General features: G+C 52.6%; 12 tRNA genes. All 12 read right to left on the bottom strand.

Going from position 1 to position 1,115, the window contains the following annotated elements:
* Positions 1-7: 7 nt before the first annotated feature.
* Positions 8-79, bottom strand: a tRNA-Glu gene (locus tag ACIQ1H_RS23000).
* A gap of 2 nt (positions 80-81) precedes the next feature.
* Positions 82-172 (bottom strand) — tRNA-Ser (locus ACIQ1H_RS22995).
* Between the two features lie 12 nt (positions 173-184).
* A tRNA-Asn gene (locus tag ACIQ1H_RS22990) sits at positions 185-261 on the bottom strand.
* Between the two features lie 4 nt (positions 262-265).
* A tRNA-Ile gene (locus ACIQ1H_RS22985) sits at positions 266-342 on the bottom strand.
* Positions 343-345: 3 nt separating this feature from the next.
* Positions 346-419 (bottom strand) — tRNA-Gly (locus ACIQ1H_RS22980).
* Positions 420-424: 5 nt separating this feature from the next.
* Positions 425-500: transfer RNA gene (locus ACIQ1H_RS22975), tRNA-Phe, on the bottom strand.
* Positions 501-536: 36 nt separating this feature from the next.
* Positions 537-612: transfer RNA gene (locus ACIQ1H_RS22970), tRNA-Asp, on the bottom strand.
* 3 nt (positions 613-615) lie between these two features.
* Positions 616-690: transfer RNA gene (locus tag ACIQ1H_RS22965), tRNA-Met, on the bottom strand.
* A 53-nt stretch (positions 691-743) separates the two neighbouring features.
* Positions 744-836 (bottom strand) — tRNA-Ser (locus ACIQ1H_RS22960).
* 12 nt (positions 837-848) lie between these two features.
* Positions 849-925, bottom strand: a tRNA-Ile gene (locus tag ACIQ1H_RS22955).
* Positions 926-932: 7 nt separating this feature from the next.
* Positions 933-1,006 (bottom strand) — tRNA-Met (locus ACIQ1H_RS22950).
* A 26-nt stretch (positions 1,007-1,032) separates the two neighbouring features.
* Positions 1,033-1,108 (bottom strand) — tRNA-Ala (locus ACIQ1H_RS22945).
* Positions 1,109-1,115 lie beyond the last annotated feature (7 nt).

The raw sequence follows: 1,115 nt of genomic DNA, 5'->3' as shown, positions 1-1,115 counted from the left end.
TTTAGTATGACCCCTACGGGATTCGAACCCGTGTTACCGCCGTGAAAGGGCGGTGTCTTAACCGCTTGACCAAGGGGCCAATGGCGGAGAAGGAGGGATTTGAACCCTCGCGCCGGTTACCCGACCTACACCCTTAGCAGGGGCGCCTCTTCAGCCTCTTGAGTACTTCCCCACAAATAAAAAATGGCTCCGAAGGCAGGACTCGAACCTGCGACAACCTGATTAACAGTCAGGTGCTACTACCAACTGAGCTACTTCGGAATAATGGTGGGCCTAAATGGACTCGAACCATCGACCTCACGCTTATCAGGCGTGCGCTCTAACCAGCTGAGCTATAGGCCCATTTGGAGCGGGTGATGAGAATCGAACTCACGACATCAGCTTGGAAGGCTGAGGTTTTACCATTAAACTACACCCGCGTATATGGTGGGTCAGGACGGAATCGAACCGCCGACACTTAGAGCTTCAATCTAATGCTCTACCAACTGAGCTACTGACCCATATACTTCTTACTAAGCTATCAACTTATTTAAAAATGGCGGTCCCGACCGGGATCGAACCGGCGATCTCCTGCGTGACAGGCAGGCATGTTAACCGCTACACCACGGGACCATTTGGTTGCGGGGGCCGGATTTGAACCAACGACCTTCGGGTTATGAGCCCGACGAGCTACCACTGCTCCACCCCGCGAAAATACTATTTATTATATCGAGTTGTTAGCACACCATTTACTAAATAAAAACTGGAGGAGGTAGAGGGATTCGAACCCCCGCGCGGTGTTACCCGCCTGTCGGTTTTCAAGACCGATCCCTTCAGCCAGACTTGGGTATACCTCCGTAGTATATAAATGGTGGACCTTGCAGGACTCGAACCTGCGACCGGACGGTTATGAGCCGTCTGCTCTAACCAACTGAGCTAAAGGTCCTTTAAGATGGCGGCGGAGGGAGTCGAACCCACGACCTTTCGGGTATGAACCGAATGCTCTAGCCAGCTGAGCTACACCGCCAGGATCTTTATACTGGTTATAAATTATGGTGGAGCCTAGCGGGATCGAACCGCTGACCTCCTGCGTGCAAGGCAGGCGCTCTCCCAGCTGAGCTAAGGCCCCATAATTA

This window comes from Lysinibacillus sp. NPDC097279 (assembly GCF_044761745.1).
In the GTDB taxonomy this organism is placed as follows: domain Bacteria; phylum Bacillota; class Bacilli; order Bacillales_A; family Planococcaceae; genus Lysinibacillus.
The sequence above is the reverse complement of the archived record's forward strand: the minus strand, read 5'-3'. Positions and strand labels throughout refer to the sequence as shown.